The sequence below is a fragment of the Lentibacillus kapialis genome (assembly GCF_014646635.1).
GTDB lineage: Bacteria > Bacillota > Bacilli > Bacillales > Amphibacillaceae > Lentibacillus > Lentibacillus kapialis.
The window spans coordinates 1-24,548 of sequence record NZ_BMNQ01000027.1; the positions used below are offsets into that span (position 1 = coordinate 1).

24 protein-coding genes are annotated in these 24,548 nt (G+C 43.3%); 15 read left to right on the top strand and 9 right to left on the bottom strand.

Going from position 1 to position 24,548, the window contains the following annotated elements; all coding sequences use genetic code 11:
* Positions 1–305: 305 nt before the first annotated feature.
* From IEW67_RS18335 to IEW67_RS10200, 4 genes are all read left to right on the top strand, one after another.
* Positions 306–437 carry a hypothetical protein gene (locus tag IEW67_RS18335; protein ID WP_268238661.1) on the top strand — a complete coding sequence of 44 codons (132 nt, stop codon included), beginning with the start codon at positions 306–308 and terminating at the stop codon, positions 435–437.
* A 100-nt stretch (positions 438–537) separates the two neighbouring features.
* Positions 538–1,959 carry a hypothetical protein gene (locus IEW67_RS10190; protein ID WP_188632967.1) on the top strand — a complete coding sequence of 474 codons (1,422 nt, stop codon included), beginning with the start codon at positions 538–540 and terminating at the stop codon, positions 1,957–1,959.
* Between the two features lie 96 nt (positions 1,960–2,055).
* Positions 2,056–3,435 (top strand): Glu/Leu/Phe/Val family dehydrogenase, encoded by a 1,380-nt coding sequence (locus IEW67_RS10195; protein ID WP_188632968.1) that lies wholly within the window; start codon positions 2,056–2,058, stop codon positions 3,433–3,435.
* 107 nt (positions 3,436–3,542) lie between these two features.
* Positions 3,543–4,103, top strand: coding sequence for a GNAT family N-acetyltransferase (locus IEW67_RS10200; protein ID WP_188632969.1), 561 nt, complete (start codon positions 3,543–3,545; stop codon positions 4,101–4,103).
* A gap of 776 nt (positions 4,104–4,879) precedes the next feature.
* Here IEW67_RS10200 and IEW67_RS10205 read toward each other — a convergent pair.
* Both IEW67_RS10205 and IEW67_RS10210 read right to left on the bottom strand, forming a co-directional pair.
* A complete protein-coding gene (locus tag IEW67_RS10205) occupies positions 4,880–5,614 on the bottom strand; it encodes a DUF421 domain-containing protein (RefSeq protein ID WP_229671737.1) in 735 nt (244 codons plus the stop codon).
* Between the two features lie 74 nt (positions 5,615–5,688).
* Entirely contained in the window at positions 5,689–5,892 is a 204-nt protein-coding gene (locus tag IEW67_RS10210; protein WP_188632970.1) for a DUF1657 domain-containing protein, read from the bottom strand.
* 729 nt (positions 5,893–6,621) lie between these two features.
* On the opposite strand from IEW67_RS10210, the gene IEW67_RS10215 reads away from it, so the two are divergent.
* The 8 genes from IEW67_RS10215 (at position 6,622) to IEW67_RS10250 (ending at position 17,541) form a co-directional block, all read left to right on the top strand.
* Positions 6,622–7,407, top strand: a complete 786-nt coding sequence (locus IEW67_RS10215; protein WP_188632971.1) for a gluconate 2-dehydrogenase subunit 3 family protein — start codon at positions 6,622–6,624, stop codon at positions 7,405–7,407.
* Between the two features lie 18 nt (positions 7,408–7,425).
* Positions 7,426–9,186 (top strand): GMC family oxidoreductase, encoded by a 1,761-nt coding sequence (locus IEW67_RS10220; protein WP_188632972.1) that lies wholly within the window; start codon positions 7,426–7,428, stop codon positions 9,184–9,186.
* Positions 9,187–9,890: 704 nt separating this feature from the next.
* The gene (gene fdhF, locus IEW67_RS10225; protein ID WP_188632973.1) at positions 9,891–12,842 is read left to right on the top strand and encodes a formate dehydrogenase subunit alpha; all 2,952 of its coding nucleotides are present in this window, start codon (positions 9,891–9,893) and stop codon (positions 12,840–12,842) included.
* Entirely contained in the window at positions 12,835–13,302 is a 468-nt protein-coding gene (locus IEW67_RS10230) for a helical membrane plugin domain-containing protein (protein WP_188632974.1), read from the top strand. The genes fdhF and IEW67_RS10230 overlap by 8 nt, the downstream gene beginning before the upstream one ends.
* Before the next feature lie 183 nt (positions 13,303–13,485).
* Positions 13,486–15,231 carry a carbon starvation CstA family protein gene (locus IEW67_RS10235; RefSeq protein WP_188632975.1) on the top strand — a complete coding sequence of 582 codons (1,746 nt, stop codon included), beginning with the start codon at positions 13,486–13,488 and terminating at the stop codon, positions 15,229–15,231.
* A gap of 78 nt (positions 15,232–15,309) precedes the next feature.
* Entirely contained in the window at positions 15,310–15,567 is a 258-nt protein-coding gene (locus IEW67_RS10240) for a cory-CC-star protein (RefSeq protein WP_188632976.1), read from the top strand.
* Between the two features lie 54 nt (positions 15,568–15,621).
* The gene (locus IEW67_RS10245) at positions 15,622–16,557 is read left to right on the top strand and encodes an ArsA family ATPase (RefSeq protein ID WP_188632977.1); all 936 of its coding nucleotides are present in this window, start codon (positions 15,622–15,624) and stop codon (positions 16,555–16,557) included.
* Entirely contained in the window at positions 16,558–17,541 is a 984-nt protein-coding gene (locus IEW67_RS10250; protein WP_188632978.1) for a zinc-binding dehydrogenase, read from the top strand.
* A 118-nt stretch (positions 17,542–17,659) separates the two neighbouring features.
* On the opposite strand, the gene IEW67_RS10255 is transcribed toward IEW67_RS10250, so the two are convergent.
* From IEW67_RS10255 to IEW67_RS10285, 7 genes are all read right to left on the bottom strand, one after another.
* Entirely contained in the window at positions 17,660–18,517 is an 858-nt protein-coding gene (locus IEW67_RS10255) for a DUF421 domain-containing protein (protein WP_188632979.1), read from the bottom strand.
* A gap of 74 nt (positions 18,518–18,591) precedes the next feature.
* Positions 18,592–18,798 carry a DUF1657 domain-containing protein gene (locus IEW67_RS10260; RefSeq protein WP_229671738.1) on the bottom strand — a complete coding sequence of 69 codons (207 nt, stop codon included), beginning with the start codon at positions 18,796–18,798 and terminating at the stop codon, positions 18,592–18,594.
* Positions 18,799–18,801: 3 nt separating this feature from the next.
* Positions 18,802–19,152 (bottom strand): stage V sporulation protein AE, encoded by a 351-nt coding sequence (gene spoVAE, locus IEW67_RS10265; protein WP_188632980.1) that lies wholly within the window; start codon positions 19,150–19,152, stop codon positions 18,802–18,804.
* Positions 19,149–20,165: a stage V sporulation protein AD gene (spoVAD, locus tag IEW67_RS10270; RefSeq protein WP_188632981.1), complete on the bottom strand. Its 1,017-nt coding sequence runs from the start codon at positions 20,163–20,165 to the stop codon at positions 19,149–19,151. Before spoVAD ends, spoVAE begins: the two co-directional genes overlap by 4 nt.
* On the bottom strand, positions 20,165–20,644 hold the full coding sequence (gene spoVAC, locus IEW67_RS10275) for a stage V sporulation protein AC (protein ID WP_188632982.1): 480 nt from the start codon (positions 20,642–20,644) through the stop codon (positions 20,165–20,167). Before spoVAC ends, spoVAD begins: the two co-directional genes overlap by 1 nt.
* A gap of 17 nt (positions 20,645–20,661) precedes the next feature.
* Positions 20,662–21,117 (bottom strand): YhcN/YlaJ family sporulation lipoprotein, encoded by a 456-nt coding sequence (locus tag IEW67_RS10280; protein WP_188632983.1) that lies wholly within the window; start codon positions 21,115–21,117, stop codon positions 20,662–20,664.
* Positions 21,118–21,167: 50 nt separating this feature from the next.
* Positions 21,168–21,374, bottom strand: coding sequence for a DUF1657 domain-containing protein (locus IEW67_RS10285; protein ID WP_188632984.1), 207 nt, complete (start codon positions 21,372–21,374; stop codon positions 21,168–21,170).
* 225 nt (positions 21,375–21,599) lie between these two features.
* On the opposite strand from IEW67_RS10285, the gene IEW67_RS10290 reads away from it, so the two are divergent.
* The 3 genes from IEW67_RS10290 to moaA all read left to right on the top strand — a co-directional run bounded on the left by IEW67_RS10290 (position 21,600) and on the right by moaA (position 24,523).
* Positions 21,600–22,046 carry a hypothetical protein gene (locus IEW67_RS10290; protein ID WP_188632985.1) on the top strand — a complete coding sequence of 149 codons (447 nt, stop codon included), beginning with the start codon at positions 21,600–21,602 and terminating at the stop codon, positions 22,044–22,046.
* Between the two features lie 162 nt (positions 22,047–22,208).
* Positions 22,209–23,480 (top strand): molybdopterin molybdotransferase MoeA, encoded by a 1,272-nt coding sequence (locus IEW67_RS10295; protein WP_188632986.1) that lies wholly within the window; start codon positions 22,209–22,211, stop codon positions 23,478–23,480.
* Positions 23,481–23,497: 17 nt separating this feature from the next.
* Entirely contained in the window at positions 23,498–24,523 is a 1,026-nt protein-coding gene (gene moaA / locus IEW67_RS10300; protein WP_188632987.1) for a GTP 3',8-cyclase MoaA, read from the top strand.
* Positions 24,524–24,548: the final 25 nt, after the last annotated feature.

The following is a 24,548-nucleotide window of genomic DNA, read 5'->3' on the forward strand; positions in this document are numbered from 1 at the left end:
TCCATTTAGCGGAATGAGGATCCGCTCGGTTTGGATAATCCGACTTCGGCGGTTCCTGATTCCGCTATATGCTTTCTGGAATTGTGAGCTTGGGCTGGGGTCCTCGAGACAAAATTCAACTGTGAATTGTGTGGAGGGGAAATGTATCCAGCGTATTATAATGGCGTACATGGACAGGCATATAAATTATCGGATTTTCTCTAACGAAGATAGAAAAAAGACCGGGCCGCACTTTGCCCGGTTTTTCTAAGAGGTTTATAATAGTTTTGGTGGATGTATATACTGGGTATGGAGGGAGGTATTTCATGCGCGAACTCATCGGACAATGTCAGGAGTGCGGTACAAACGTTTATTGTGAGAATGGATTTTTTGACGGCGTGCACGAAAATGGTGAACTTCTGTGCAATGCGTGTGCTGATAAAAAAGAATCGACATAAGGAAACCTTCATGTACTTGGTTAGTCCTTCAATTATGATTTTCACCGCTTCCTTTCGATGTGCATAGGCTATAGCACAGTTTAGAAAGGAAGTGTTTGACGTGGAAATAACCATTTCCCATTGGCTATATGGCATATTTACATTAATGATTATTTTAACGATGATTTTCCGCAAAGGTGTTGTTCTGCCAACGTTACTGGGAACTTTTTTAGTTGCCTGGGTTTATCAGGGCAGCCTTGTTGACGGCTTTACTGCCATATTCAATGCTAATCTCGTCGCGGCAAAAGAGTTGTTTAATATTTTTTTGATCATCACCTTTATGATTGCTTTATTGCACTCGTTACGGGACCTTGGTGCTGATAAACGAATGATCCAGCCCATACAGAAGCTGATGGTGAATGGTCACATTTCGTTTTTCGTGCTGGTCGCTGTCACCTATGTGATATCCCTGTTCTTTTGGCCCACTCCGGCTGTACCATTAATTTGTGCATTGCTTGTCCCAGCGGCTATCAGATCGGGACTCCCGGCAATGACGGCAGCCATTGCAGTTGCATTAGCGGGGCAAGGAATGGCATTGTCTTCGGACTATATTGTGCAGGTTGCGCCTAATCTGTCGGCTACATCAGCAGGAATCGAAACAGCTCTCGTTGCGGACAAAGCCATCGTTTTATCGTTAATTGCCGGTGGTGTTGCCATTGGGACAGCATATGTGTTGTACCGGAGGAGTATCCGTCCAAAAGACAGCGAGCTAAATGAAATTGAAATGAAACGGATGCAAATGGAAAAAGAATCCGAAAACAAACCACAGTCCGTTCATTTAAACACTTGGAGCAGAATATTCGCAGTACTGGTACCGGTATCCCTTTTAGCCGTTGTTGTCTTCATGATGTACACAAAACTGAATTCAGGGCGAATGACGGGATTCGAAGGCGGAGACGGGGCGGCGTTCGTCGGCGGCGTTGCTGTCATTCTGCTGTTACTGTCCACAATAGCATTTGGACGCCAAAAGGCTTTGGACTATATTACAAACCACATTACAGAAGGGTTTGTTTTTGCATTTAAAGCAATGGGACCTGTTATCCCGATTGCCGGATTCTTTTTTATGGGCAGTTCAGATTTCTCAAAAAACATTCTTGGTATTGACGAAAATGCGCCCGGGTTTCTTTTTGATCTGGTAGAAGCATCCCAGGGTTATTTACCGGAAAGCGCACTGATGACGGTTTTCAGCGTTCTGATTATTGGCATTATCACCGGGCTGGACGGTTCCGGCTTTTCCGGTTTGCCGCTGACCGGTGCCTTGGCAGCATCGCTGGAAACCGGATCGGTTGATGCAGGGACCCTCGCTGCCATCGGGCAAATGGGATCAATCTGGACCGGTGGCGGAACGATTGTGGCCTGGTCCTCACTGATTGCGATTGCCGGTTTCTGTGGAGTTTCTGTGATGGAATTGGTCCGTAAAAACTTTCTTCCGGTGATACTCGGTTTATTCGTTTCTGCCATTCTTGCATTAGTCATATTCTAGTAATCACCCGTCACGTATGTTATGTTTTTGTGAAAGACGGATATAAGCATAAACGAACCAACAATTATTCGAGTATCAAAGACAGAGGGTGATTTAATGGGAAACAGTACTGAAACAATTATCCGGGAATCGTTGGATGCGCTAATGGATGATCAATCATTTTTACCGGATTTGAAAGATTCGGAGCGAAAGAAAGCATTTTCTTCATTACATTCCATTCTATCGACACCGGATCACGTTAACAAATCGTATTTACGGATTGCGCTTGAAGATGGTGAAGTGGAACGGATTCCCGCCTTCAGGGTTCAGCATAATAAAATTCTGGGCCCCTATAAAGGTGGTATTCGTTTTCATCAAAGCGTTTCCGAAACAGAGGTAGAGAATTTCGCAGCATTGATGACGTTAAAGAATGCATTGCACGAAGTTCCATTTGGCGGTGGAAAAGGTGGGGTTATTATTAACCCGAGAGAATATTCGCCGAAGGAATTAAACCTGATCTGCAAAAAATACGTGCAAAATTTCAATGAAACTCTTGGCCCGGATAAGGATATACCGGCACCGGACATGGGAACCGGTGAACGGGAAATGGACTGGATGATGGGGGAGTATAAAAATATTCATCCAGGTCAGCCTTACAGAGGCAGCTTCACCGGCAAAAGTGTCATGAATGGCGGTTCACTGGGCCGGAAGCGTGCAACCGGCAAAGGAGTTTATCTTTCCTTCCGTTATATGATGAACGATTTTGTCAAAAAACAGGAAAAGTGGCTTTCCGAACGGGATAATCGGTTTGCCAAAACGGCACTATCGTATGTCGATAAACCTTTATCAATTGCTGTACAAGGGTTTGGCAACGTCGGTTCGATTGCAGCGCTTGAAGCTTATCAGTGCAACTATCTAAAAAACAAAGTGGTGGCTGTTAGCGACCATAACGTCACATTATATAATTCGGAAGGTCTCGATATCCCGAACCTGATCACGTTTGCAAATGATCACCAAGGTGACCTGCCGACAAATGAAGAACAATTGGGTGAAGCAGAGGTGAAGGCTATTATCCGGGATCGGGATGATCTGCTAACTCTGGATATCGATGTGTTAATCCTGGCTGCACTTGAATCGCAAATACATCAGGACAATGTGAAAGATGTGAAAGCACAGATCATTGTCGAAGGCGCAAATGCTCCGATTACAAGTGAAGCCGATCACTATCTGGCTGATAATGGTATCATCATCATCCCGGATATCCTGGCTAATGCGGGTGGTGTTATTGTATCCTACCTCGAGTGGTTACAGGGGAGAGAAACACAATTTCTGAGTGAAGAAAAAGTGTATGAACGCATGTTTGATAAGATGAAAGAGACGTTTGATACCATTTTTCCGGAGTTTTATGGCGACCCATTTCCGCTAAGACAAAATTGCTATATACATGCGGTCATGAAAATCTCAACCATTACGTATCGACAAGGGAAATTATATTAAACACTGACGCTCGTGTTGTGTATCAGAGTCAGATTGCTGAATTGGTTTAGCAAACATAACGTGTAGGGGGGTTCCAAGGAATCTTTTGTGCTGGGGGAGGGGATGTGATGAAGGACTCTATTGTGTTACGTAAGATTGATATTGCAAAGGCAAGAGACGTGTCGTTTGTAAAAAATGCAACACGGTTATTACAGGCTCTTGTTTCAAATGGTGCAGCAATTGGATGGGTCGACCCACCTTCAACAGAAGAGGTGACTGACCTACTTCAGGAACTTGCTAATGCAAGTAAAAATAATAACGCGTACCTAATTGCAATTTGGGTAGACCATTATCTTGCGGGTGTGGGGTACTGGAGACGTTACAGTCGTCCGACACATTATCCTCATGCCGATATAGAAAAGATAGCAATTAGTTCACAATATCAAGGCCATGGGTTAGGTCGCAAGCTTATGAATAAATTAATTTCTGCTGCCAACAATGCCGGAATCGAGGTGTTAACCCTTGACTTCCGTGGTGACAATGAGCGAGCCGCCGAACTGTATAAATCCCTGGGGTTCATGGAATATGGCCGGTTGCCCCGGTTTGTAGCAGTTGGCACTGACCGATACGACACGCGATTCTATGCTCTTGATCTTCGGAATCCAGATACGGGTGCATTTCGGGAGTAAATACCTTCTTGTTGCTGGGTCATTGGACCGTTTAATTGAATATACATCTCCTATGGATTTAGGAATATTTTATCATTTTACCAAAAATTACAAGTATTCTTAATTATTCTGTAGTATAATGTAAAAGACAGGTTATATTAGAGTGTGCTGAGACGAAGGCAGTAGGAGAATGTCTGCTTTTACTTGGCGGCTTCAAATCCCTTAGGTGAAAGGGGTTGAAGAACGTGATACCAATTGGCGGAGTGCTCGAGTTAATGCTAATGTTTGGAACACTCGTAGTGTTAATTGTTGACACGAAGGGAAAATAGTAATCGTGCTACCGTCTACGAAGTTCGGACGCATGGTCATTACTTTTTCCCGTTCCCTATTCGAAGTCGCCACACTCTGATGTTAACCGTCCGAGTCGCAAGTGGCAGCTTGCGACTCGCTTTCGGTCTTGGAAAAAAACAGCCAATTTCATTTTATTTCTTCTGCATAGTAAATATTCCTAGAAAAATAACTGTTTTTGAAACACCTTAGTGCTGATTATGTCTTGGTTCGATTGTACTATAACATTTTATTTAAAGTCTATTTCTTTGCTTCTCATTTCCCATTAAAGCTTTCTATATAACATCATGTTTTACGTTACGGGTAAGCGTCGAATAATCCTCACCTGTTACACAGTTGGGGATTATTTGGCGCTTGTATTATAACTACAATTTATTTGTCGCTTCAAAGATATCAAGTCGTGAACTTTTTTAGCTAAATTGACACTTTACGGTTATCATGGCTGATTTTTAATTGTTTTTGCCCGGTTTATATAAGTATGGATTTCCCTTTTGAGAATTATCTATCGGATCATCTGTATCGATGGATAGTGTTCCGTACTGATTATAAGTGGCCAATGTTATATCAGATATATTCTTTAAATTTAATTGATGCGTTTTTAATTGCATACTTAACCAATCTTCATTTTTTTCGAGGTATTTTAAATTATGATTGATGATTTGCCCATTCATAATAAGCGGAATAGGAATAAATGTGGGAGAAGGTTGTAATTGAATATCGGTGGGTTGAACGGGTCTTACACTTGACTTCGGAATCACACTAATCCTTCCCGTATCCTCCATGGTCGCTAGCTCAACATTTTTGGGATCAGTATATCCCTTTTCCCTTAATGTACTTAAGAGTTCACTAGTTGTTACTTTTGATTTTCTTAATCCTTTTTCATCAATATCTCCGTTTTTAATAAGAACAGTTGGTGAAGCAATTAATAACCAGCGTAATTTATTATTGAGTGTAGAATAAGAAAATAATGCATATATTACTAAAAGTGCACCAGCATAAGCAAAGGCCGGCAAAACACTTTTGGTAACTAACGGTTCACTCACAATAGTACCAATAACAATAATAAACAATAAATCAAAACTAGACATCTCTGAGGCAGCTTTTTTTCCGCCCAATCGAATAAATATAAAAGAGCCAATAAAAATGAATAACGGCTTCAACCCATATGTAATAAAAATATCCAAAGATACCCAACTCCATAAATGAATGATATTAAATAATGGGAAGGAGGCCAGGGACCCTTCTTCCCATTTTAGAATTATTCCTTGTACTGCGGCTCCTGGGATTCAATATATTGGAGACGTGATTTCAGATTATCAAGAATTTGCTGCTGCTGATTTGTTAAATTTTTAAACATTTGTTTAGCGTTTTGATCTTGTGTTTCTAATGAAAATGAGTGTAAGTTTGCAATAGTACTTTCACAACTGGCTATTGTTTCGTGCATCTTGGTGCCAACCGTCATTGTTTTCACCTCCAAGGTTAGATTTTGCTACCTACATAAATTTATGCAGCAGTTGAATTATTCTTAACTCAACTTTCTGATCTAACAAGCATTAGAAAACCATTAATATGACTCGAATTTTCACAAACTAATGAGTGAATTTTATAGTTCGCTTTTTTTGTGGGGTCTTCACACTTGGAACTGCGCATTCCCACGGCCTTCGTGTTTTTTCCTTCGCTAGGAGCCTTGGTCAAAAGTGGTGTTATTAAGAAAAATCCGAACTATTTGGAGCGTTTACATCGCTCCGGAAATATACTTCGCGCACCTTAAGGCGGCTGGTGATCCACCTCGCGCTTCGCATTGTGGGATCTCACCTATGTCCTTCCTCCTGCAGAAGTCTACATATATTTCCTCCGCTAAAACGGAGTATCGTTCGTCTTTAGTATATTTTAGTATAGAATATCTTAATAATGTTTAAGGCTCCTAGCTCGCTTTATTACCATATTCAATCATTTCAACCATAGATTTTGGTGTTGCCCCATTTTTAAAAAGCCTATTCGCTGTGATTGTTGTTACTCAGCCGCAATCTTCTTATCAAATGGCAATGATTTGTTATACAAAATTCCTGATTAAGCAGCGTCTTGTTGGTTAAGCTCTGCATTCATACGGCCTACAGCTAATTTAAAAGTATTTGTTGCATAAATAAGACATTATATGGAGATACTACCTAAAAATGAGGAGGGAGCAATCATGGCAGGTGATAAGCATTCCAAAGACGGTGGAACGCATGATGAAAGCCGCCGCAAATTTATAAAAAATACGGGTATGGTAGCCGGCGGTGTTGTCGGTGGTTCATTGCTTGGCGGATTATTCACAAGTCAACTTACAGAAAATCAGGACACCCAAACGAAATCCGGCCATAAAGAAGCCAATTTTCAAGAAGCACTGCAATTTTTCACCCGCCGCGATGATTTTAATGTATTACAAGCAGCTACGGAACGCATTTTTCCTAAAAACGATCATGGTCCGGGAGCCATTGGGCTTGGTGTCCCTTATTACATAGATAAGCAGTTAGCTGGTTTATGGGGGATTAACGGAAGAGATTACAGACACAGTCCTTTCATGCCCCAGACCCAAAAAGAAGTTCCTAATCCAGAACTGCACCCTGAACAATCCGCTTTAAATAGAGGGCTTATTTTTATCCACGGTTTACGGAGAATGAATGAGGAAAGTCAAAAGCGTTTTAATCAGCGGTTTGATGAAGCCGAGGAAGATCAGCAAATTGAAGTTATGCAGGATGTTGAGCATGATAACGTAAAAATGACCGGTATAGCACCATCGGACTTTTTCTTTTTGCTTCGGCAGGCGACGTTGGAAGGCGCCTATTCAGATCCATTGTATGGTGGCAACAAAAACATGGAAGGGTGGAAAATGAAGAATTTTCCCGGTGCACAGCCATCCTATGCGAACGTTATTGAACAAGATGAGTTCGTCCAAATGGAACCCATTAGTTTGACAGATTATCAAGGAAACTAAGACACGGGAGGTTATACTATGGTGAAAAAACTTGATAAAACAGATGTTGTCATCATCGGTTCAGGTTGGGCTGGAGGTATTACAGCTGCGGAACTGACGAAAAAAGGGCATAAAGTGGTTATATTGGAACGCGGTAAAGCTAAAGATCAGTCGGATTATGTCGGTACAAAAGATGAATTGCGTTATTCATTACGTTATGATTTGATGCAGGATTTAAATAAAGAAACCATAACGTCACGAAATGGTCTGGGCGAAACAGCGTTGCCAGTGCGCGGTAATGACAATGCAAGACTTGGCACTGATACTGGAGGAGCTGGTGTCCACTGGAACGGCATCAGTTTTCGTTGGCTTCCCTACGATTTTGAAATTTACAGCAAAACGGTCGAGCGTTACGGCAAGGATAAAATTCCACACGATATGACGATCCAGGACTGGGGTATTACATATGATGAACTGGAGCCTTATTACGATCAATATGAAAAGACAGCTGGTATTTCAGGGGAAGAAAATCCGATTGGTCCGCCACGTTCCAATCAATATCCTAATCCGCCATTAAAGAGTACACCTACTATTAACTTATTTAAAAAAGCTTGTGAGAGTCTTGGTTACCATCCTTATCATCTTCCATCCGCCAATGTGTCTCAAACCTATGAAAATCCGGATGGTGAAACAATTAATGGGTGCATGTATTGTGCTTTTTGTGAAGAGTACGGATGTGATTTCGGTGCAAAAGCTGACCCGATGGTTACGGTACTTACTACCGCGGAAAAAACCGGTAATCTTGAGCTGCGTAACAACGCAAACGTAACGCGTGTTGCTCATGATGGTAAACGTGCGACTGGACTGGTCTATACAGACACCACTACCGGTGACGTCTATGAGCAACCTGCTGATATTGTGGTATTGGCCGGATTTGTTTTTACCAATACGCGATTACTGTTATTGTCAGACATTGGTAAGCCCTACAATCCGAAAACCGGGAAAGGTATTATCGGTAAAAACTTTACTGGTCACTTCACCAACATTTCCACCTACATCGGGGCACGCGGATTTTTTGAAGACAAACGATTTAATTTGTTTATGGGTGCCGGGGCACTCGGTGCAACGATTGATGATTTTAGCGGTGACAATAAGGACCATAAAAATTTGGACTTTCTGCATGGTTTTGAAGTTCATTACAGCCAGTTGGGTGCGCGACCAATCGCCAACAATCAAGTTCCAAAAGGTACACCGAAATGGGGGAAGAAATTCAAGGAAAACTCTATCCATTACTATAACCGTAATTTATTTATTACACCACAAACAGGGTTTTTGCCAAATAAAAATAGCTATATGGATCTGGATCCCACTTATAAAGATGATCTTGGCAACCCGCTGTTACGTGTGACATGTCAATATAAAGAACAGGACCGTAAGCGGGCCCGAAGCGGAATTGCCAAATGTAAGCAAATAATGGAAGAGATGGGGGCGGATATCGTTGACGTGGATGAGGTGCCTGATGATGCAAACTTTAATCATAAGTTTTATACCGACCACTTTTTCGGTGGTGCGATTATGGGCGGGGATCCCGACACCTCCGCAGTAAACACTTATTCGCAAATGTGGGATATGGAAAATTTATTTGTTGTTGGCGGTTCTTCATTTCCGCACAATAGCAATTATAACCCGACCGAAACGATTGGAGCGTTTGCATACCGGGCAGCAGAGGGGATGAACAGGTATTTAAGCCAAGGCGGTGGGCTGTTGACACAAGAAGAACGTGTCAAAAAGAATGCATGAACGTCCCGGGATTGAGGTTGCCGGCCGGATAGCCATTTTCGGCGGTTCCTTATTCCGTTATTTGCGTCAATTAAAGCTTTTCCAACACGTTAGTGGATCCTCATTCCGTTATTTCCTCTTTTCACCTTAGTTTTGCCCTGCTTTTAGCCGAATAACGGAATCAGGATTCATGACACCACTAAATAGGGCGATTTATGTCCAATTAGCGGAATGAGGATCCGTTAGATGTGGATAACCTGGAAGCCTTAACATAATTATGATTACAACACAAAAACAAACGATACTCTGTTTTAGCGGAGGAATGGAAATAAACGCATAGACTCTTGCGGAAGGAAAGATCGCGGTGAGACCTCCTTAGTGCGTCAGCACGAGGGGGTGCAACAACCGCCCTAAGCGGAGTATATTTCCCGAAGCGATGTATACACTCCAATTAGTTTAGAATGTTTCTTAATAAAACCACTTTTGTTCAAGACACCTACTTTAGCCGTTTTTCTGTTTTGTCAAGTAGTCTTAATCACCCTATAATGTATGTTTCAAAGTTCACCAACCACGATGGATATGTTCCTTTACCTGAATTTGCTTTTACTTTTTCTTCAACATGTTATAATATTAAAAATACAAAGATTATATTAGTAATTAACAGATTGATAGAAATGGTTATGTTTTTTGTAAGGGATTTCATATATTTTTGAGGAGGCGATGACTTGGCGGATCAGGAACATATTGTGGTTACCGTTAACGGGGAGGAGTACCTGGCAGCCCCTGGGCAGAATCTGCTTGATCTGATTAACACAACAGGTAATTTTGTACCGCAAATCTGCTATAATGCGTCACTCGGACCTGTTCAGACCTGTGATACGTGTATGGTTAAAGCGGATGGGGAGATTGTACGGGCTTGCGGGACATCTGTAGAAGCAGGCATGGAAGTGAACACTCAGGTGGATCCTGTCAATGCAGCGCAGCAGGAAGCGCTAGATCGTATTCTACAAAATCATGAACTGTATTGTACAGTGTGTGATTACAATAATGGAACGTGCGAAATTCATAATACAGTAGCCGAATTTGGCTTGGAACACCAGTCACGGCCATTTGAGCAGAAGCCATATGCCATTGATGATTCAAGCCCGTTTTATCGTTATGATCCAGATCAGTGTATTCTGTGCGGACGTTGTGTGGAAGTCTGTCAGGATGTTCAGGTAAATGAAACATTGCTGATTGACTGGGAGCGTGAGCAGCCGCGTGTCGTCTGGGATAATGATGTCCCGATTGATGAATCCTCATGTGTCAGCTGTGGCCAATGTGTCACCGTGTGTCCTTGCAATGCCTTGATAGAGACACCAATGGTTGGTGAAGCCGGCTATATGACTAATCACGAACCGGGGCTGCTGCGCTCCATGATCGAAGTGACCAAAAAGGCGGAACCCGGCTATGGACCGTTATTTGCTGTGTCCGACACAGAGGCAGCAATGCGTGAGGAACGCATTGATAAAACCAAAACGGTGTGTACGTATTGTGGTGTCGGTTGTACTTTTGATGTCTGGACGAAGGGCCGAAAAGTATTAAAGGTCGAGCCCCAGCCGGACTCACCTGCCAATGGTATTTCAACGTGTGTAAAAGGGAAATTTGGCTGGGATTATGTGAACTCGGAAGAACGTCTGAGGAAACCGCTGATCCGAAAAGGTGATGCTTTTGTTGAAGTTGAATGGGATGAAGCACTTGACTATACAGCTAAACGGTTTGCTGAAATCAAAGAGGCAAAAGGTGCTGACAGTTTAGGATTTATTTCTTCATCAAAGGCTACCAATGAAGAATCCTACAGCATGCAGAAATTTGCACGGCAAGTGATCGGAACGAACAATGTTGACAATTGCTCGCGTTACTGTCAGTCACCGGCAACGAAAGGACTATTCCGTACGGTCGGACATGGCGGTGATTCGGGTTCGATTGATGATATAGCGAAAGCTGACATGGTTATCACAATCGGCTCTAATACAGCCGAATCCCATCCGGTATTGGCATCACGGATCAAGCGCTCGCAAAAATTATTGGGCCAGAAGTTGTATGTGTTCGATCTGCGGAAACATGAAATGGGACAGCGCGCTGATAGGTTCTTCCAGCCAAAAAGCGGTACAGACCTTGTCTGGCTTTCAGCAGTGACAAAATATATTATCGATAAGGGCTGGGAAGACCGTGCGTTTATTGATAAATGGGTCAATGATTTTGAGCAGTACAAAAAATCATTGAACATGTTCACATTGGACTACGCCGAGGCATTATCAGGCATTTCCGAAGATGAGTTAAAACACATTGCTGAACAGATTGCGAGCGTCGATAAGCTTGCGATTTGCTGGGCGATGGGTGTAACACAGCATCAGCTCGGCAGTGACACAAGCACAGCCATTTCCAATCTGTTGCTGATCACCGGCAATTATATGCGAAACGGAACCGGCGCTTATCCATTGCGAGGTCATAATAATGTTCAAGGCTGCAGTGATTTCGGAAGCATGCCGAATTTCTTCCCGGGCTATGAAAAGGTGGCCGACGATGAGGTCCGTAAGCGTTACGAAGACGCATGGGGTGTTGACATTCCGGGTGAACCGGGCAAAGATAACCATGAAATGATTGGGGCAATTCATGAAGGTGAACTTCACGCGCTTTACGTTCTTGGAGAAGATACTGGGATCGTTGATGCCAATATCAATTACGTAACAGCTGCATTTGAACAGCTCGAATTCTTCGTGGTTCAGGATCTATTTTTAACGGAAACGGCTAAATATGCCGATGTCATTTTGCCTGCTGTTCCCAGCCTTGAGAAAGAGGGAACGTTTACGAATACCGAACGGCGGATTCAGCGTCTGTATCAGGCACTTGATCCTGTTGGCGATTCTAGACCGGATTGGGAAATCATTATGGATTTGGCAGCAAGACTCGGATTTGAGTGGTGCTATAACGGCCCATCGGATATTATGGATGAATCGGCATCGCTTGCTCCGTTATTCGCTGGTGTCAGTTATGACAGACTGACTGATTATAACAGTTTGCAATGGCCTGTTGCAGCCGATGGAACGGATTCACCACTGCTGTTCGTTGACGGATTTCCGTTTGCTGATCATAAAGCGAAACTCTATCCATTGGACTATGAACACGTCTATGATACAAATGATGAATATGATCTTCATGTCAACAACGGAAGAGTGCTCGAGCATTTTCATGAAGGCAATATGACGTATAAATCAGAAGCCATCACACGTAAAATGCCAAGTGCATTTATTGAAGTTTCGCCCGAGTTGGCGAGCGAACGCGGCATAAACGAAGGTGCGGAAGTGAAATTGATCTCTGAAGCCGGCGATGTGACAGGTCCCGTACACATCACAGATAGAGTAAGTGGCAGAGAATTATATTTGCCATTGAATGATAACGGCAAAACGGCCGTCAATTACTTAACCGACAACCGAGTTGATAAAGACTCCAATACCCCGGCCTTCAAGGAAATAGCCGTCAAAATGGAAGTCATTAAGAAAAAAGGCAAAAGCCCGCTTCCACCGAATAATTACCGGCGGGGAAATCCACAGCCGCAAATTGGTGTGCAGCCTGAGCGGAAGTGGGCACGAAACGACTATGAGTTCCCGGGAAGTCAGGTGAAACAGAATGGCTGAGCAAATATCGAAAGTTAAGCGTATCGAGGTTCCCGAAGAAGCCATCCGAACGAGAAATCTGGAGGATGTAGCAACGTCTGTCAGTGAGAATAAAGATGCCATTTTAAAAGGAATTGAGTTGCTGGAATCGCTGAATCAAAGCGGGATACTGGATATGGTAAACGCATTTGTGAAACATCGTGAAGATGCCCTGGATAATATTATGCGCGAGTTAAATAAGCCGGAGTATTCAGGGATTCTGGAAAATCTGACGAACCTTCTGTTGTTGTTGGGTGCTATGAATTTGGATGATCTGCAGGCGTTTGCCGGTCGGCTCAATGATGGTGTGAAGGAAGCAGCTGCTTCAGGAGCTTCAGAAAAAACGTCGTACATGGATCTAATAAAAGCCTTAAGAGACCCTGAAATTAACCGGAGCATCACCATGCTGCTTCAATTTTTGCGTGGCATGGGAAAAGACTAACCTTCATTGCCCTGGCAGGTGGTCAGGTCGCTGTCGGGGCATTTTAAAACAAAGAGAATTCGCACTATTTACCTTTAACTGTCAAAATAAAAATAGAGTTGTACTAGTAATAGTCCATCATACATAAAATGTACTGAAAAATTCATACGGCATTTTCCAAAAATTAAAAGGGAGGCAAAGAAATTGAATAGTATTTTAGTCGCTATTATAGGTATTATTGTTTTTGCCTTGGGTTACCGCTATTATTCCAAGTTTGTAGCGGAGAAGATATTCCGCCTTGACCCGGATTATGTGACACCGGCACATCGGTATAAAGACGGGGTGGATTTTGTCCCCACAAACAAGTTTGTATTATGGGGGCATCATTTTACCTCGGTCGCGGGAGCCGCACCAATTCTTGGCCCGGCTATAGCCGTGTACTGGGGGTGGCTGCCCGCCTTACTATGGGTGGTCCTGGGAACTGTTTTTGCAGCGGGTGTCCATGATTTCGGGACACTGGCATTATCGATACGGAATAAAGGGCAATCCATAGGGACACTGGCGAACAAACTGATTGGACAACGGGCTAAAATTTTGTTCTTATTTATCATTCTTATTCTTGTGTTAATGGTAAACGCTGTATTTGCCTGGGTCATTGCCAATCTTTTTGTTTCATTTCCGGCAAGTGTTCTGCCGGTATTCATCCAAATTCCGCTTGCGGTTTGGATTGGATATGCCGTTTACAAGGGTAAAACGAAGATGCTTTTACCATCTGTCATTGCTCTTGCCGTCATGTATCTGACAGCAATCCTGGCCAGTCGTGTCGGCTTGTTGCAGATTGACCTGGTTTCCTACTTCGGCGGCGAAGGAAGCTCAGGCATACTTGGTTTTGGTGCGGTCAATAGTGCTTTCTTCATTTGGATTCTGATTTTAATGATTTATGTTTATATCGCATCAACTTTGCCGGTTTGGAAACTCCTTCAGCCGAGAGATTTTATTAATTCACACCAGCTTGTGGTTGGCCTGGCAATTTTGTATCTGGGTTTATTATTGACCAGTCCGGAAATCACGGCACCGGTTACAAACCCGGGAGCTGATACGTCATGGTTCCCGCTATTATTCATCACCATTGCATGCGGTGCCATTTCCGGTTTTCACGGTCTGGTGTCAAGCGGCACATCCTCCAAGCAGGTTGACAAAGAAACGGATGCACGTTTCGTCGGCTATTTTGGAGCAGTCGGTGAAGGTTTACTTGCGCTCATTTCCATCCTGGCGGTCGTTACATTCTTTAGTAACACTGAAGAATTTTTTGGAACCTACACCAGCTTTACGGCAGCTAATGAGGCCGGTCTGAATGTGTTTGTGGAAGGGGCAAGTGTATTGGCTTCCGGTCTGGGAATTCCTGCTGATATTGCTGCAACAATTGTATCGATTATTGTTGTCAGTTTTGCAGCTACGAGCCTTGACACGTCTGTCAGACTGATGCGTTACATCATTGCTGAGCTTGGTACAGAATATAAAGTGCCGGCGCTGACTAAAACGCATGTCGCAACAACTGTGGCTGTCATTTCAAGTACTGTTCTGGTATTGATGCCTGAAGGGTCAAAAGGATTCGGTTCCGGCGGCTATTTGCTATGGCCTTTATTTGGTACATCCAACCAGCTGCTGGCGGGTATCAGTCTCCTGCTCGTATCTATTTGGCTTAAAAAGCGCGGAAGCAATTATCTGGTGACATTGATTCCGATGATCTTTGTGATGTTTATGACGTTGTGGGCAATGTTTGAACAGGTGTTGTTTAAATGGTCCTGGTTTGGAAGCGACCCGAAAATGCTGCTGTTTATTCTTGGTTCCATCATATTTGTGTTTGCCGTCTGGATTGTTTTGACTGCATTCAGTGCATTGACACGCAATATCGTTTCACCGGAAGATCTGGATAAAAATGCGAAATAGTGATTATAACGGGATCAGGCAGGCTTGTGCTGATCCCTTCCTGGTTGAAGATTCACTTGTTATACGAGGGGTGAGATCATGTTTGAACAGCTAAAGAAACTAGCGGCATTTTATGAAGAAGTATTAAGTATGCCACATCGTCAGGAAATTGCCAGAGAACTGCGTGATCAGGACGATTTATTTTTACTGCTTTTATATTCGGAAATGATCGGTATCCCGAATCCGGTTTACTATTATACACTTGAATTGTATCCGTATATGCTTGAAGATTTTCATGACTGGCATTTGCGTATGGGGATGGATAAATCACCGCTGACCGGCATCAGATGCTGTTAACAGATGTCATCTGGGAGAGACGGAATCGCAGCTTGCAAGAAAGGAAGTCTTTACATGCAGGTTTTAGACAAACAAATCATCTTCGTGGGCGGCAAAGGCGGTGTCGGAAAATCAACATCTGCTGCGGGAATTGCTTGGAAATCCGCAAAAGATGAAAACCGGACACTCTTAATTTCCACCGATCCCGCCCACAATTTGGGAGATATCTTTGATGAATCCATTGGCGGCAAAATAACGCGTATTACAGAGAATCTGGACGCACTTGAAATCGATCCCTCCAAAGAAACGGAAGAATATATTAAAGGGGTCAAAGAAAATATAAAGAATGTCGTCCAATCGAGTATGATGGAGGAAGTACACCGGCAGCTTGATACGGCAAAAGCTTCACCGGGTGCTGATGAAGCGGCACTGTTCGATAAGCTGGTCTCCATTATACTGGAAGAAAGCAGCCGTTATGATAAGATTATATTTGACACAGCACCAACAGGTCACACTATCCGCTTGCTGTCTCTTCCTGAGCTAATGGGTGTCTGGATTGAAGGCATGCTTAACAAGCGCCAAAAGACAAATGAGAATTATACGCAGCTGCTAAATGATGGGAATCCTGTTGAGGATCCGATTTATGATGTATTGAAAGAGCGGAAAGAACGGTTTTCCAAAGCAAGGGAGATAATGCTGGATGGTAGTGTGACAGGTTTTGTATTTGTTATCAATCCGGAACGTCTTCCGATTGTGGAAACGGAAAAAGCGATCAAATTGCTTGATCAGTATCACCTGCACGTGAAAACATTGATTATAAATAAATTGTTGCCTGATGATGCTGAAGGCGAATTTTTACTGAGGCGGAAGGAGCATGAACAGCACTATCTGGATATGATTGAGAAATCATTTGCCAATCAGGAAAAAATTTATGTTCCATTGTTTCCGCATGATATAACTGAGAAACACCATCTGGAAACATTTAGTGATCATTATTTGGAGGGGAAATAGATGAAAGCATTTGTACACGAATATGGAGAATTGAAACTGAAAGAGATGAACGAACCATTTGCCGATCATGGACAAGTTGCCGTCGCCATTCGGACGGCCGGCCTGAACCGCAGAGATGTCGCGGTGCCAAACCGCAGAGGAGAAGACGCAGGCGCACTGATACTTGGTTCGGACGGTGCCGGTTTGATTGAGGCGGTAGGAGAGGGGGTCTCGGAATTTTCAGTTGGAGACGAAGTGATTATCAACCCTTCACTTGGCTGGTATGAAAATACTGAAGCACCGCCGAAACAATTTGATATTTTGGGTATGCCTGATAATGGGACATTCACTGAATATATTGTGCTGCCAGCGGAACAGGTTGAACAAAAACCGGCCCATTTATCCTGGGAAGAGGCCGGGGTGCTTGCCCTCTCCGCATTGACCGGCTACCGGGCATTGTTTACGAAAGGGAAAGTACAAGAAGGTGAAACACTGTTCATCCCCGGAGCTGGAAGTGGTGTGGCAACGTATCTGATTCAATTTGCCAAACAAGCCGGAGCGCGAATCATCGTTACGTCCAGAAGCGAGGAAAAGCGTCAACAGGCACTGGAACTTGGTGCTGACAGAGCATTGAATACGAATAGCGATTGGCCGGTGGAACTCCGGGAAGAAACGATTGATATCGTGATTGACAGTGTTGGAAAAGCAACATTCAATCATTCGCTGGAAGTGCTGAAAAAAGGCGGGCGTCTTGTTACGTTTGGTGCGACGACAGAAGATACAATTGAGTTGAATCTGCGCAAATTTTTCTACGGGCAGTATAAGCTAATCGGCACAACCATGGGCAGTCAGGAAGAGCTGCGTGCTATGCTCGAATTGGTCGATGAACACCAGATTCATCCTATAGTTGACCGGACGTATACACTGGATGAAGCACACGATGCGATGGCTTACCTTAAAGCAAGCAAGCAGTTCGGTAAAGTTGCTTTAAAGATCACTAATTAATCAAATGTACAGGCTCTCTATGATGAGGGGGCCTGTTTTTATAAGTTAAGCGGAAACATCAACAGAAGGGCACCGAGAATCCCGATAAGCACGTCTAACCATGATAAAACGCCGCAGCTTATTGTAAGTACGGCGTGATTTTATCGATAGCCTCCTGCATTCGTTTGCTGTTTTTTTGATAAAGCTGTTTGGAATCCCGATTGTCTGTCCCCAGAGCAAACAATTCAAGATCCGCCTGGCATTTTTTCATGGAAGCAAGAAGCAGCGGCTTTTCGGTTGGCTCAGGAACTGTTAGTTTATCATCATACAGATCGACGGTTAATTGTCCGTCACTATCGACCTGTCCAAGAAACACATTTTCGATACTCACATTCATCTTTTCCAGTTCTGTTTCCAGCCAGTTCGTATTTAGTGACGCGTTTGCTAACGGTTCCAGCAGGGCATGGCCGTCCATTATAACCGTTTGCGGTTCTTTTTCAGGTGCAACACGTGCACCGATTATTTTTGGCGTAATCGGCTGATGCTCTTTTTTAGGAAGAATATTCAAGTTTCCGGTTGGTTCTAAAATAGCAAATTCCACATCGGTCGCATTGAAAACGTGATTATCGCGTAATTTTTCAAGCAGATTATCCGTGGTGTACCGTTCTTTCTTTAGATTGTCTTCCATAATCTTTCCGTTTTGAATAAATACAGTGCCTTTTCCTTGGATAATGTTGCGAAACCGTTTACTCTTCAGTGCAGCGTATTCGATCCCTACCGTAATAAGGAACCACACCGCCAGCGCCAGAAATCCGTAAACGGCATTGGTCGCAAGGTCAGTCACATGTATAGCGACAATACTTCCGATAACAATTCCGGTAATATATTGAAAAATATCCAGTTGGGCCATCTGTTTTTTGCCAAGTGCTTTGGTTATTAAAAACAAAACAATCAAAAAGACAACTGATCTAATCACGATTTCAAGCCAGCCCGGCATGATATCCATCCTTTCAAGTGTTGTTCAAGCAGAAATGTATAACGCAACGTTATTAGCCCGATTTTGGGGTTTAATTAGCTTTTATACTGCGGTTCTTCTTTCGTGAGGTGCAGAACCTGACTTTCCAGATCAAGCTGCACCGTTTTTAATGTGTTTTGAACGTCTTTGCAGATTTGTTTCATTTCTTCGTCATTCGTTTTTGCTGCTAAGGTGTTAAGCGTCGCTTCAGCACTTTTAATGGATGAAAAGCATCCTTTAACCTGTGAACTGACCGTCATCATATCCTATCCTTTCGGTTTGAAAATAATTGCCCCGATGACGCCAAAAATAATGGCTGCCGAAATACCGGCACTTGTTACTTCAAAAATACCGGTAACGACTCCAATAATACCGTGTTGCTCTGCTTCTTGCATGGCACCATGGACAAGCTGGTTTCCAAAGTTGGTTATTGGAACGGTTGCCCCCGCACCGGCGAAGTCGATTAACGGATCATATAACCCCAACCCATCCAAAATGGCCCCGATAATGACAAAAATGGTAAGCGTCACACCTGGATTCAGTTTAAAAACATCAAAAAGAATTTGACCGATGACACAGATTGTTCCACCGACAACAAAGGCCCAGAAGAAAATCATGGTTTATCACTTCCTGACTCAATCGAAACGGCATGTGCGATACAAGGGATGGAATCGTTTTGCTGAACGCTTAACGGCGAATGAAGTGAGCCGGTTGCAACCACGAGAATGCGGGTTAATCGCCCTTCCTTCAACAGTTTTAAAAAATGGCCATACACAGCGACTGCTGAACTGGCTGTACCGCTTGCACCTGCCAGAACCGGCTGACCCTCGCGGTAAATCGTCAAGCCACAGTCCTTATACATGTCGCTGTTTATCGTGATATTTTTTTTCTGCAACATATCCATGGACACCTCACGGCCGATATGCCCAAGGTCGCCGGTTATGATCAAATCATAATAGGTCGGGTCGACATTTCGTTCTCGTAAATGGGTTTCAATAGTATCAACGGCAGCAGGTGCCATGGCAGCACCCATGTTAAATGGGTCGGAAATACCCATATCGACAACTTTGCCAATGGTTGCCGATGTAACTCTTGGACCTTCTCCGTTTTTAGCAACCAATGCACATCCCGCCCCTGTTACAGTCCATTGGGCAGTTGGGGGTTTTTGTCCCCCATACTCAGTCGGGTATCTGAACTGTTTTTCGGTCGCGGCGTTATGACTGGCGGTTCCGCTTAAGATATAATCAGCCCCATCACCATTAAGAATGAAAGCCGCAAGCGCAAGACTTTCCATCGATGTTGCACAGGCACTGAATAAGCCAAGATAGGGCACATCAAATGTTTTAGCTGCGAAACTGCTTGGAGTGATTTGATTGATTAAATCGCCGCTGATAAAAAAGTTCACCTGTTCTTTTTGAATCAAACTGTTTTTAATAGCAAGCTGGCTTGCTTCTTCCATCAATATCCGCTGTGCTTTTTCAAAGGATGATTGCTTAAGCCACATATCATCATGCAAAATATCAAATGCCTCAGGAATATTACCTTTAGCTTCAAATGGACCGCCGACAGTTCCGGTTGAAATAATGACAGGGTGGTTGTTGAAAATCCAGGTGCGGTGTCCGGTTAACATTACAACCCACCCCATTGAGTCAAGATTGTTTTAATTAAGGCTATGACAAATGCTGAAAAAACACCATATACGATGACGGGACCGGCCAGCTTGAACATATTGCCCCCGACACCCAGGATAAACCCTTCTGATTGGTGCTCAATAGCAGCAGATATGACCGAATTGCCAAACCCGGTTACAGGTACGGCAGAACCGGCACCTGCAAATTGGCCTATCCGGTCATATACGCCAAAGCCTGTCAAAAACATGGTGATTAAAATGAGGGTTGCGACGGTCGGATTGCCTGCTGTTTGTTCTGTGAACGCAAAAAAATACACATAGATGGTGGAAATGATCTGGCCGATAAAACAAATAAAACCACCAACCAGAAAAGCCTTGATACAATTCTTCAGCAATGGCCGTTTTACTTCCCGCTGTTTTGCGAAAGATTGATACCGCTGTGCATTTGGCGGTAAATTTTTCTTCTTCTTATCTGCCATACATCCTCACACCTTTTTTACGTATTGTCTTTCATCAGTTTAATGAGACGGTCGACCTCTTTTTTTAGTTTCTTACTGGATATTTCATCCCGGGCTATTTTTTCTTCAAGGTTACCGATATCGAAAACCAGCCTTTTGTCGGTTGAAACCTCAACTTTATGACCAGAGAATTGTTTTTCCATGTCTTTTTGCATTTTCTTGCTTATGTTAGCTAATTGGAACCGCTTGTTATGTTCAATTTCAAAGGCAATGATTATTTTCTTTTCCGTATTGACGGCATTAACGGCCGTCACCGGATTATAGTTACTTATGTTCTCTTTTGCCTGGTTCGCAGCAGTTTGGTCGATGGAGCTGCTGGATGAAATTTTACTGAAATTGACGCCTCGGTCGTTTTGTGATGTATCATTGTCAGGTGAGCAGCTTATCAGGAAAATCAGTGCCATCAGTGACAGCAGAGTCGATAATGATTTCATAGTATACCCCCAATGGGGCGAGGTTGGCTGAGTACGCCAACCTCGTCCATTTAAAATCCTTTGTATTGGGGTTCTTCCTGTTCTATTTGCTGTGCGCGTGGTTCGACGGTCTGCAAAATAGTTTGTGTCTGCTGAGCTGCATCCTGATAAAGCTGTTTCGCTTGTTTATTTTCTGTCTGAAGCGCAAACTGTTCAAAGCTTGCCTGCGCACTTTTTAACCCGGCAATCGTTTGTTTAACCTGTGATGAAACGGTCATGGTGGTTAATCCTCCTTAAATTCGGGAATTCATTACTATCCTTGATGTTAAAGTAAATAGAAAACCTGAATGCTTTTGACAACATTCATGATTTTTTCCTAAGCACTTCACTATTTATAATTTTAATGATAGCCATTATTTATGCTTACTATTTTTTACCTTTTAAAAAATCATATGGAACTTTTTGACGGGTTCAATCGTCGTATATAACAGGGAGAGATGGGAATGAAAAAATGGATTACTGTGTTTATCGGGGCGGTATTGATTATAACAGCTGTTTCGTACTATTGGCTCAACAGTGTTGCCGATGCAGAACTCACAAGCAACGAAACCAGTCAGGTAAAGAAGGATGATTTTATTTTACATATGCGAATCGAGTCTGCAGATGAAGGCTTTCAGGTGTTCCGAGCGATTCAGTATGTCGGTGATGAATCGGTTGAAATCAAGCATCAAACACCACTTGTTTCGGTATCGTTTAATCATCCCAATCATGATTATACTGGAAAAACCGTTTCCAATACCTTAACAACAGGAAACAGTTATCATCCGCAGGGTGTGAAGACATTTAAAACCCCTGGTGAAGGCGTTTATACGTTGTTTTGTGAAGCGCGGTTTATCGTCAATGGTGAACCAATGAAAATCTCGCACCAAGAGGAGCTGACCTTTCAGTAGGAAAAGCATCCCGCATTATGGCAGGATGCTCTTTTTCTTAATGTCAGAAAGTATTACCCGTTGGTGTTGAATCTTAAACATTTCATGACAAACCATCCTGTAGATATCAATTTTCTGTCACGTTTGTTAAACTGATGATATAGATATATTGATGGAAGGTAGATGGCAGAGATGCGAAAACCAATCCCGGTTGAAGAAGCGATTAACCGCATATGGAAGCGCCGAATAACAGGGGAGATAGAACACGTTTCTATACGTGATTGCGATAACAGAAGGCTGGCAGAAGATATTGTTGCCAAACATCCTGTTCCGCCATTCCCAAAGTCACCATACGATGGTTTTGCGTTTCGTTCAGCGGATACGATAGAAGCAAGTCGGAATAATCCGGTGACATTTAAAGTTGTTGAACATATCGGGGCAGGGCAAGTTCCGGAAAAAATATTACATAAAGGTGAAGCAACACGCATTATGACTGGAGCTAAGATCCCTGATGGCGCAGATTGCGTGGCCATGTTTGAAATATGTCAGACGTACGAAGAAGATAATCAATCCTTTATGTCGATTAAACGAACCATGGACTCAGGTCAGAATATCATTGGCGAAGGTTCGGAAGTTGCAGAAGGTGAGGAGCTGATTGAAAAGGGGACTATTATTAACCCCGGCATCAAAGCAGTCCTCGCAACCTTTGGCTATAGTCAGGTGAAAGTTGCCAAAAAGCCTGTGATTGGTGTCATTGCCACCGGTACTGAATTACTGGATGTTGGCGAGGAACTTCAGCCGGGGAAAATCCGCAATTCCAATGCGTATATGATTGAGTCGCAAATAATTAGAGCAGGTGCTGACTATAAGTATTTCGGAAAACTGGAAGATAAGTTTGATTCAAGCTACGATATGATAAATGAAATTTTGAACGAAGTCGATATCCTGATTACCACCGGGGGCGTATCAGTGGGTGATTTTGATTTAATGCCCGCCATTTATGAGAAGCTCGGAGCCGACGTACTGTTTAACAAAGTGGCGATGCGTCCAGGAAGTGTCACGACTGTCGCGACAAATGGGGAAAAGATATTGTATGGATTGTCGGGAAATCCGTCCGCATGCTATGTTGGCTTTGAGCTGTTTGTCAGGCCAATAGTGCAGCATTATTTACACAATAGCCATGCTTTCCAGCGAAGGGTTAAGGCCATACTTGGTGATGATTTTCCAAAGCCGAACCCATTCACCCGGTTTGTCCGCTGTTACTTACTTTATGAAAACAGCCGGTTGTACGCTAAATTGGCTGGAATCGATAAATCCAACGTTGTCACATCGCTGGCACACACAAGCGGTCTGATGGTGCTCCCAGGCGGAACCCGTGGCTTTAAAGCTGGCGATGAAGCGGATGTATTGTTACTTGATGATCAGCAGGGTCAGCCCGAATTTAAGACCATTTAGATAGAGGAGAGGTTATTGTGCACAATGAATCAGCACCAATAAAAGACCACTTCGGACGAGTACTGAAAGACCTGCGTATATCGGTGATTGATAAGTGTAACTTCCGGTGCACCTACTGCATGCCGAAAGAAATATTCGGCGAGGACTATGTGTTTTTGTCGGAGAAAGAGTTATTGAGTTTCGATGAAATCATTCGGCTTGCCAAAATGTTTGCCAAACTAGGTGTCGAAAAAATTCGTATCACCGGCGGGGAACCGCTGATGCGCAGAAATCTCGATCAGTTAATTGCTGATCTGGCAGCCATCCCGGGGATAAAAGATATTGCCTTGACTACGAATGCCGTTATGCTGTCAAAAATGGCTAAAAAACTTAAAGCAGCAGGGCTAAAACGGGTCAATGTCAGTCTCGATGCGATAGAAGATGATGTATTTAAGTCCATTAACGACAGAGGGGTTGGATCAAACCCTGTATTGAAGGGAATCGAGGCTGCCCAAGCAGCAGGGCTTGGTGTGAAAGTCAATATGGTCGTCAAAAAAGGAATGAATGACAGCCAAATTTTGCCAATGGCTCGCTATTTCAAAGGAAAAGACATTATATTGCGCTATATTGAATTCATGGATGTCGGCAATCATAACGGCTGGGATTTTAAACATGTCATTTCTAAAAAAGACGTTGTTAACACAATTAATCAGGAAATGCCGATTGAGCCGGCTGAAGAGAATTATTACGGCGAGGTGGCATCCAGGTATCGATATAAAGACGGAGAGGGAGAAATCGGTGTCATTTCTTCGGTCACGGATTCTTTTTGTGGTACTTGCACCCGCATCAGGCTGTCGGCAGACGGCAAACTTTACACATGTCTTTTTGCATCAGATGGCTTTGATGTCCGGGATAAAATACGTACTGACGAATTGTCGGATGATGAATTGGAAGAGGAACTGACACGTTTGTGGGGCAGACGAAAGGATCGTTATTCCGAGGAGCGCACAGAGGAGACCCGTCGTAACCGCAAGAAAATAGAGATGTCGTACATTGGCGGTTAATACAGGGTATCCATGAAGGCTAAAT

Bases quoted from the DNA above. Each gene is read 5' to 3' on its own strand.
- IEW67_RS18335 (WP_268238661.1), top strand. From the start codon at position 306: ATGCGCGAACTCATCGGACAATGTCAGGAGTGCGGTACAAACGTTTAT.
- IEW67_RS10195 (WP_188632968.1), top strand. From the start codon at position 2,056: ATGGGAAACAGTACTGAAACAATTATCCGGGAATCGTTGGATGCGCTA.
- IEW67_RS10200 (WP_188632969.1), top strand. From the start codon at position 3,543: ATGAAGGACTCTATTGTGTTACGTAAGATTGATATTGCAAAGGCAAGA.
- IEW67_RS10210 (WP_188632970.1), bottom strand. From the start codon at position 5,892: ATGACGGTTGGCACCAAGATGCACGAAACAATAGCCAGTTGTGAAAGT.
- IEW67_RS10215 (WP_188632971.1), top strand. From the start codon at position 6,622: ATGGCAGGTGATAAGCATTCCAAAGACGGTGGAACGCATGATGAAAGC.
- IEW67_RS10220 (WP_188632972.1), top strand. From the start codon at position 7,426: ATGGTGAAAAAACTTGATAAAACAGATGTTGTCATCATCGGTTCAGGT.
- IEW67_RS10230 (WP_188632974.1), top strand. From the start codon at position 12,835: ATGGCTGAGCAAATATCGAAAGTTAAGCGTATCGAGGTTCCCGAAGAA.
- IEW67_RS10240 (WP_188632976.1), top strand. From the start codon at position 15,310: ATGTTTGAACAGCTAAAGAAACTAGCGGCATTTTATGAAGAAGTATTA.
- IEW67_RS10245 (WP_188632977.1), top strand. From the start codon at position 15,622: ATGCAGGTTTTAGACAAACAAATCATCTTCGTGGGCGGCAAAGGCGGT.
- IEW67_RS10250 (WP_188632978.1), top strand. From the start codon at position 16,558: ATGAAAGCATTTGTACACGAATATGGAGAATTGAAACTGAAAGAGATG.
- IEW67_RS10255 (WP_188632979.1), bottom strand. From the start codon at position 18,517: ATGCCGGGCTGGCTTGAAATCGTGATTAGATCAGTTGTCTTTTTGATT.
- IEW67_RS10260 (WP_229671738.1), bottom strand. From the start codon at position 18,798: ATGATGACGGTCAGTTCACAGGTTAAAGGATGCTTTTCATCCATTAAA.
- spoVAE (WP_188632980.1), bottom strand. From the start codon at position 19,152: ATGATTTTCTTCTGGGCCTTTGTTGTCGGTGGAACAATCTGTGTCATC.
- spoVAD (WP_188632981.1), bottom strand. From the start codon at position 20,165: ATGTTAACCGGACACCGCACCTGGATTTTCAACAACCACCCTGTCATT.
- spoVAC (WP_188632982.1), bottom strand. From the start codon at position 20,644: ATGGCAGATAAGAAGAAGAAAAATTTACCGCCAAATGCACAGCGGTAT.
- IEW67_RS10280 (WP_188632983.1), bottom strand. From the start codon at position 21,117: ATGAAATCATTATCGACTCTGCTGTCACTGATGGCACTGATTTTCCTG.
- IEW67_RS10285 (WP_188632984.1), bottom strand. From the start codon at position 21,374: ATGACCGTTTCATCACAGGTTAAACAAACGATTGCCGGGTTAAAAAGT.
- IEW67_RS10290 (WP_188632985.1), top strand. From the start codon at position 21,600: ATGAAAAAATGGATTACTGTGTTTATCGGGGCGGTATTGATTATAACA.
- IEW67_RS10295 (WP_188632986.1), top strand. From the start codon at position 22,209: ATGGCAGAGATGCGAAAACCAATCCCGGTTGAAGAAGCGATTAACCGC.